At 41.2% G+C, this 8,125-nt stretch carries 8 protein-coding genes; all 8 read right to left on the minus strand.

Translation table 11 applies throughout. From position 1 onward, the window contains the following. Positions 1 to 16 precede the first annotated feature (16 nt). Positions 17 to 1,360: a phosphoglucosamine mutase gene (glmM, locus tag ACYQ1N_RS03870; protein ID WP_459832957.1), complete on the minus strand. Its 1,344-nt coding sequence runs from the start codon at positions 1,358 to 1,360 to the stop codon at positions 17 to 19. A gap of 15 nt (positions 1,361 to 1,375) precedes the next feature. Next, positions 1,376 to 2,428 (minus strand): UDP-glucose 4-epimerase GalE, encoded by a 1,053-nt coding sequence (galE, locus tag ACYQ1N_RS03875; protein ID WP_459832959.1) that lies wholly within the window; start codon positions 2,426 to 2,428, stop codon positions 1,376 to 1,378. Between the two features lie 69 nt (positions 2,429 to 2,497). Continuing rightward, the gene (locus tag ACYQ1N_RS03880; protein ID WP_459832962.1) at positions 2,498 to 3,619 is read right to left on the minus strand and encodes a hypothetical protein; all 1,122 of its coding nucleotides are present in this window, start codon (positions 3,617 to 3,619) and stop codon (positions 2,498 to 2,500) included. A 121-nt stretch (positions 3,620 to 3,740) separates the two neighbouring features. Further along, the gene (locus ACYQ1N_RS03885; RefSeq protein WP_459832964.1) at positions 3,741 to 4,490 is read right to left on the minus strand and encodes a polyprenol monophosphomannose synthase; all 750 of its coding nucleotides are present in this window, start codon (positions 4,488 to 4,490) and stop codon (positions 3,741 to 3,743) included. A 55-nt stretch (positions 4,491 to 4,545) separates the two neighbouring features. After that, positions 4,546 to 5,787: a S41 family peptidase gene (locus ACYQ1N_RS03890; RefSeq protein ID WP_459832966.1), complete on the minus strand. Its 1,242-nt coding sequence runs from the start codon at positions 5,785 to 5,787 to the stop codon at positions 4,546 to 4,548. 69 nt (positions 5,788 to 5,856) lie between these two features. Next, a complete protein-coding gene (gene ftsX, locus ACYQ1N_RS03895) occupies positions 5,857 to 6,765 on the minus strand; it encodes a permease-like cell division protein FtsX (protein WP_459832968.1) in 909 nt (302 codons plus the stop codon). Beyond that, the gene (gene ftsE, locus ACYQ1N_RS03900) at positions 6,755 to 7,441 is read right to left on the minus strand and encodes a cell division ATP-binding protein FtsE (protein WP_459832971.1); all 687 of its coding nucleotides are present in this window, start codon (positions 7,439 to 7,441) and stop codon (positions 6,755 to 6,757) included. The genes ftsX and ftsE overlap by 11 nt, the downstream gene beginning before the upstream one ends. 3 nt (positions 7,442 to 7,444) lie before the next feature. Further along, positions 7,445 to 8,125, minus strand: a 681-nt coding sequence (locus ACYQ1N_RS03905) for a PucR family transcriptional regulator (protein ID WP_459832973.1), incomplete at its 5' end; no start/stop codon positions are given.

The raw sequence follows: 8,125 nt of genomic DNA on the forward strand, positions 1-8,125 counted from the left end.
TTATCGGCAGAAACACTTAATTGCATTTATCCTTAATAAAGTCTGCCAAATGTTCTGCCTCTTCACGGCATGTCCCGTCGTCTTTCGCTTCCACCATAACCCTGACCACAGGTTCGGTTCCGCTCTTTCTTACCAATACACGACCTTCTTTGCCGAGAAGCTTCTCTGTTTTTTTGATTTCTTCAAGCACTTCTTCATTTTTCATTGCCGCATCTTTATCGTCAACCTTCACATTGATAAGCACCTGAGGATATTCCTTCATCCCGCTTGCAAGGCTTCCCACGGATTTCTTGGAAGATATCATAACTTCCATTAATTTAATGGCTGTTATAAGTCCGTCTCCGGTTGTTGCGAACTTGGAAAGAATTATATGTCCCGACTGCTCGCCTCCGAGTCTGTAGCCGTTCTTCGCCATGGCGGCATATACATTTTTATCTCCCACGTCCGTAACAACACAATCAATCCCTTCGGCCTCCATGGCTTTTAAGAATCCAAAATTGGACATTACGGTACAGACAACGGTATTATCCTTAAGTATGCCTCTTGCTTTCATATGTTTCGCATACATATATATAATATGATCGCCTGTTAAAATATTTCCCTTCTCATCAACGGCAAGACACCTGTCGGCATCCCCGTCAAATGCAAATCCTATGTCAAGTCCCTCATCGACAACCAGTTTTTGCAGCGCCTCCATGTGAGTAGATCCGCTGTTTTCATTTATGTTTAATCCGTTCGGTTCGGCGTTTATAACATATGTATGGGCACCGAGAGCATCAAATACGGCTTTTGCAAGAGACCATGCACTTCCGTTTGCCGCATCTATTCCGACTTTTATACCTTTAAAGGAATATTCGGCAAGACCTATCAGATAACCCATGTAGCGATTTCTTCCGTTGATATAGTCCACCGTTTTTCCTATATGTTCTTTATTGGCAAACGGAATACTGATTTCTCCGTCGATGTATTTTTCAATCTCGCCTATGACATCCTCGCTCATTTTTTCGCCGTCACTGTTGATCAACTTAATTCCGTTGTCATAATACGGATTATGACTTGCGGAAATCATAATTCCGCAGTCAAATGAATCCACTCTCGCTATATATGAAACGCTCGGCGTCGTTGTAACATGAAGAAGATATGCATCCGCTCCGGAAGCCACAAGCCCCGATACAAGAGCATATTCAAACATATAACTCGATCGCCTTGTATCCTTTCCGATAACAATATGTGCCTTTTGATCCGGTTTATCCTTTCCAAAATACCATCCCAAAAATCTTCCGACTTTGTATGCATGTTCGACAGTCAGAGTTACGTTAGCCTCTCCTCTGAAACCGTCCGTTCCAAAATATTTTCCCATTGTATTTCCTCTTATTCAATCGTTGTCATATCCGTTAGGATTGTTTTTCTGCCAGTTCCATGAATCTGCACACATTTCTCTCAAAGTCTTTTCGGCTTTCCAGTGAAGTTCTGTCTTGGCCTTGTTGGCATTACAATACATTTTGGCAATGTCCCCGGGTCTTCTGTCCTTTATTTCATACGGTATATTTACGTCGGTAGCTTCTTCAAACGCTTTTACAACGTCTAAGACCGAGCTGCCGTTGCCCGTGCCGAGATTATAGACATCGACGCCGTGAATAACTTCTATGTCACTTTCTTTACCGTCCGGTATAACACCGATTCTCTTAAGAGCCGCCACATGTCCCCTTGCCAGATCCGTTACGTGTATATAATCTCTTACTCCCGTTCCGTCATGAGTGTCGTAATCTCCGCCGAAAACATTGAGCTTATCAAGCTTACCGACGGCTACCTGTGTAATGTACGGCATAAGATTATTTGGAATACCGTTTGGATTCTCACCTATTCTTCCGCTTTCATGCGCACCGATAGGGTTAAAATATCTCAATATTACTGCATCCCACTCAGGATCGGCATTTGCCATATCACATATAATGTCTTCGAGCATGGCCTTTGTTCGTCCGTATGGATTGGTCACCGCGCCCTTCGGGCATGATTCCGTAATAGGTATCTCCGCAGGATCTCCGTATACCGTTGCCGATGATGAGAAAATAAGTTTCTTAACTCCTCTTTTTCTGATTTCATCGAACAGTATAATAGAACCCGTCACGTTATTTTCGTAGTATTCCAAAGGTTTTTTCACGGATTCTCCTACGGCTTTAAGACCTGCAAAATGTATGCAGGCATCAATAACATTATCCGCAAATATTTCCTTATAAATATCTCTGTCCGCAATATCTCCGTCGTAGCATGGGATTTTTTTCCCCGTTATTTCTTCGACTCTTTTAACGGCTTTTCCCGATGCATTTACAAAGTTGTCCAATATAACCGCTTCATATCCGGCTTTGATAAGCTCTATTATGGTATGGGTACCTATAAATCCGGCACCTCCAGTAACTAAAATTGCCATTTATAATCTCCTTTACATATACCTTTTGATTATATAATACATTTTATGCAAGGGCAAAATCATTCTTTATTAAAGCATTGTAACAATTACATTCTTCGGAATGTTAATATAGTGGAGTTTATTATCTCTCGGTACGTTTTTAAAAAGGTTGTTTACAATATCCGTTTGAGATTCATCTGTTTTTATCAATGCCCTTACTCTTGAGACCTCATCATCACTTCCGTATATGAGTATTTTTCGCACCTGTCCCGCATCCTTTACTCCGCTTCCGACATACATTTTCCCGCTGAACTTCTTTGGATTTACAATCAGTTCAATGTCACTGTGGGCCGTATCACCCAGCTTCTCCGCAAACACTCCTGCATGAGGCGTATAAATTTCGGGCATGTTATCCAATACATATTTTGACGCCGCATTAAATCCTGCCGTATGCCCGTTTATGGCATTCACATACAGCAATATACCCGCAACCACCGATGAGAATATCAATATGGCTGCTTTGTGAATCGTTTTTATGATATTCATGGTTCCGAAAGCCGTTCCGCACAATACCATCGGCATAACCCAAAGCGCATATGCGGATATAAATGTATTTTCATCCATATAGACAGGCATAAATGACATAATTCCGAGTATCAGTATTATTCCGATAAGAAAAAATATATGTTTAAAATTCTTCTTAACGAGGTTTAATATTGTTATTATTACAAAAAATACCAATGTAACTGGAATATATCCAAGCAAGCCTATATTTAAATCCAAAATATACGAAAAAAATCTGTCCGTATAATATTCCGTTCTGATACCGGCAAGCATACTTCCGTTTGCAATGTTTAATCCTCCGCTTAAATCAAGAGAGATAAGCATTAACGCAGCACTTATAATTATATATACAGAGCCCGCAACGGTTCTTCCGCCGTTTAAGTGGACACATACACCGGTCAGAGCCGCATATGCTCCCATAATCCATACGGGAGCGGACAGAAACAGCACTGCCGGAGATATAAGAAACATAACCGTTCCCATATTTTTTACCGCGCCGCTTCCCTTACTCCGAAACCCTACAAGAAATATTGTATACATGTATACGACGGCATTGATAAAATCGGCCTTCATATATATGCACAAAGGAATTGCGGCCGATAATACAATGATTCTGAACCATGCGCTGTTCTTACTGTTTTCTTCCATAATCCATCCCACTTTGCCGATTGTTCAGATTATTCAAAAAATCATTGCAGGTTCGCAAACCGCATTACATCATGTTTTAACATGATTTTGCAGAGATGCAAACCGGCAATGATTTATTAAATCAGCTTATCATTTTGTCATATGACCATATTTTAACTTTAAAACGGTTAGATTTGTTGTATCTTTTTTTAAGTTCAAACAACTGCTTAATATATTCAAGAGTCACCTTTCCCGACAACTTGGATTCGCCCTCGGTTCTCTGATGAAATTTATAAGGAATTTCTATTACTTTGCTGTAATTACCCATTGCAAGAACCTCAATCATGATTTTCCAACCTATCGGCTTGAGTTCGACATTATCAATTACTTCCCTTCGGAACATGAATAATCCGCTTGTGGGATCGGTGAACTTTTTAAGGCACGGAAGAATGACCTGGCCGATCTTTCTTGCCGTTCCGGATACGAACTTCCTGTATGCATTAAGTCCTCCGTCGGAACCTCCGGGTATAAATCTGCTGGGAACACATACATCTGCTCCGCCGACAACAATTGCCTTGTACATATATTTTAAAACTATCGGAGGATGCTGCAAATCCGCATCCATACATGCAATATAATCACCCTTTGCAATTCTGAATCCGTCGAGAACGGCGGTTGCAAGTCCGCTCTTATTCTCTCTGTGATACAATTTTACGGACGGATATTTCTTTGATACCTCTCTTATGATGTCAGGCGTATTGTCTCTGCTGTCATCCACAAATATTATTTCATAGTTGATGCCTTTAAGAGCTTCGTCCGTCTGTTTTACCAAATTTTCTATATTGCCGCCCTCATTGAATGTAGGTATTACTACCGAAAGCATATCGCTCATTTTACTGACCTTACCTTTTGTTAATTATACTTAATAATACAACTTCTGATATTTATTACTTTAACAGATCCATTGCCGCTTTAAGCTGTGTATCCGTGCCTGCGTTTTCGTCATATTCCACAACCACGTCGGGAGTTATGCCCGTTCCGTGCCATGTCGTGCCGTTTGGCGAACGGAGTTCCGCATCCGTATATGTCAGACCGCTTCCGTCCGAAAGCTGTTCTATCTTCTGTGTTATTCCCTTTCCGAATGTCTTTGTTCCGACAATCTTGGCCTTACCCAAATCCTTCATTGCAGCTGTCATTATCTCTGCGGATGAAGCGGTATCTCCGTTTACAAGAAGTACTATAGGCACATTTACCGAATCGTCGCCGGTTCCGGAAAGTTCTACGGTAGATCCGTTCTTAAATACCTGAGTACCGTAAACTCCCGCAGGCAAAAGTCTGTCCAAAACCTTTACGGCAGAAGCCACAAGTCCGCCGGTATTGTTTCTTAAGTCAATTATAAGACCTGTCATGCCCTTTGATTCAAGATCGCTTACGGCATTATTGAACTGCTCCGGAGTAGGTTCCTCAAAATGATTTAATGCCACATATCCTATGGTTGTGCCTTCAAGCACGGTTCCTGCTGAAGATTTGGACTGAAGCTCCACTCTTTTAAGCTTTACTGTATTTGATGCTCCGTCCCTGTTATAAGTAACGCTTACTTCGCTCCCCACTTCTCCGCGAAGACCGTTAACCGGATTGCTGTCAAGATTAGTGATATCTTTGCCGTCTATTGCCGTGATTACGTCTCCCTGACGTATCCCTGCGGCAGCGGCGGGAGAACCGTCTTCCGTGCCCGATACGTTAAGCCCTTCTCCCTTTGTATAAGACACCCTTACTCCGATGCCTCCTATTTTGCCTTCATATGACGAAATAAGTTTTGAATATTCATCAGCCGTATAATAGGATGTGTACGGATCGCCGTATGCGGCAACATATCCTTTGTACATTCCGTCCATTAAAGCCTGCTGATTAACTTTATCCGAAAAATAGAAATCGCTCATCTTACTCTGTATTTCAGAGAGCTTTGCCGTTCCGTCGGTGTCTCTTCTTGTTCCGTCCGCATTAAACTTGTTAAGAGTTATAAATCCTAAATTTAAAAAAACGATAAATATTACGGCTGCAAATCCAAGAGATATAAATACGCCGGCTGTAACCGCAAGAAAAACATTTTTATTGGTTTGTCTTGCCATTTTCTGAAGGTCGGTTTCATTATCCTTGTTGTAATCCGGCTCCATATTATCAAAATTCATAAATGTCTCCTATTCAAAGAAATAGGGCTGTTGCCACTATGCTTCTATATGCAACAACCCTATGATATTTTATACGTTTGCGTGTTTTCTTAACGCAAAGAAACTTCCAAGGAATCCTATGGCAAGTCCGAGTACAAGCGATACCGGAATAAGCACCGCAAATACCTGACCCGCAGGAAGGAATGTAAGTATACTGCTGAGCAGTGAAAACTTTGAAGCTATGGCTCCGATAATATTGTTATATAAGAAATATAACACGGTAACCGGTACTGCGGCTCCGATCAGGCCTATCGTCAGACCTTCAACAAAGAAAGGCGCTTCAACGAATCCGTCCGTCGCTCCCACATACTTCATAATGGTAATTTCTTCCTTACGAACCGTGATACCGAGAATAATGGTATTCGTAATAAGGAATATGGATACCGCAAGCAGTATTATAATAATCGCTACGGAAACATAGCCCACAATCTGGGTCATGCTGGAAATATTTCTTGCGACTTCGTCCGATCTGTTGACTTGTCTTACTCCGTCAATGCCTTCTATATACTTAACAAGTTCCGTCTGCTTAGACGCATCATTAAGGTATACGGAATATGAGGCGGAGTTTGCAAGAGGATTGTCATCCTTAAAACCTTCAGCCAAATACTCATATTCGCCGAAGTATTCGGATTTGTAATTTTCCCATGCCTGTTCGGCCGAAGTATAGCTGATTCTGTCAACCTCGCTTTGAGTCTTAATCTGTTCCCCGATTTCTTTAACTCTGTCTTCCGATATTCCGTTGTCAAAGAAAACGGTAACGGCAACCTGACTCTCTGCCGATTTCATCATATACTGGAAATTGGCAAGTATTGAATAGAATATTCCGAATAAGAATATACATGCCGCAATAGTTGCGATGGATGCAATGGAGAAAAGCTTATTTCTACGAATATTCTTTAGTCCCTGCCCTATTAAATAAAAAAACGAACTAATCTTCATAGAAATAACCACCCTGTTCTATATCTTTTATTATTCTGCCCTTACTCATGGTCAGCGTTCTCTTCTTCATTTCCTGAACGATATCCAGGTTATGAGTAACAACAAGAACCGTTGTACCCTGCTTATTGGCATAATCCAAAAGTTTCATAATCTCGTCCGATGTAACCACATCCAGGTTTCCCGTAGGCTCATCACACAGAAGAATCTTCGGTCTGTTAACAAGAGCTCTGGCAATTGCAACTCTCTGCTGCTCACCGCCGGATAACTCCTTGGGATTGGATTTGTATTTATCCAAAAGACCTACCATGGAAAGCATCTTAAGAACATTTTTCTTAATGTCCTTTGACGGGGTTTCTATAACCTTCTGCGCAAAAGCTATGTTCTCATAGACCGATCTGTCGTCCAAAAGACGGAAGTCCTGAAATACCACTCCTATGTTTCTTCTGATAAACGGTAATGTTCTTCTTGTGGCATCATTAAGAAGCTTCTTATTGATGTATATTTTACCTCTGTCGGGGTCTAGCTCTTTAAGGAGCAGCTTCATAAGAGTAGACTTACCGGATCCGCTCTTACCGACCACGAATACAAATTCCCCCTCCTGAATGTGTAAGCTGATATTGCTTACACCCGTCACATCGCCGGGGTATTGCTTTGTAACATTTTCCATGATGATCATTACTCATCCCCCCAATGTCTTGCTTTCGCTCAGTCGCATATAAATCAGCTTAGCCAACTTAAATCCGACGGCGTCTTCAAATTTTTTTATATCAAGGCCTGTTATACCCGATATTTTATTTAATCTGTAAATAAGCGTATTTCTGTGAACAAACAACTGCTTAGCCGTTTCCGACGTATTGAGACTGTTTGCAAAAAAACAATCTATGGTCGTGTTGAGCTCATTGTCCAACAGTTTAAAAACTTTCGGATCTAAGGTCCTCTCAAGAAACAGCCTGCATATTCTCTCCGGCGTTTCACTTATGATAAGTTCCACGCCTGGTTCGTCATATGAAATATACTTTTTCTTTATTCCCAGAGATTTACAACATTTACCCACGGCCCGTGCCTCTTCATACGACAATATGAGTTCATCCGTACCGATACTGCATCTTCCGCTGACCGTTCTCTCGTATGAACAGGCATATTCGTCCTCCGTGGCATATAAAAAGAATTCAACGTCTCTGTAAAAGTCATTCTCTTCTTTTGTATCACCGATAATAACAAGCACGTCTTCCATGGCGCATATGTATCTGTCATCTGACGTACACCAGATTTTTTTAAAAATATGATACATACTTTCCAAATCGGAACCGTTCATGTAGATTAAGGCGATGCCCCTTTTAGATAAAGGGGCAAATCCGTA

This window comes from Howardella ureilytica, assembly GCF_054657495.1.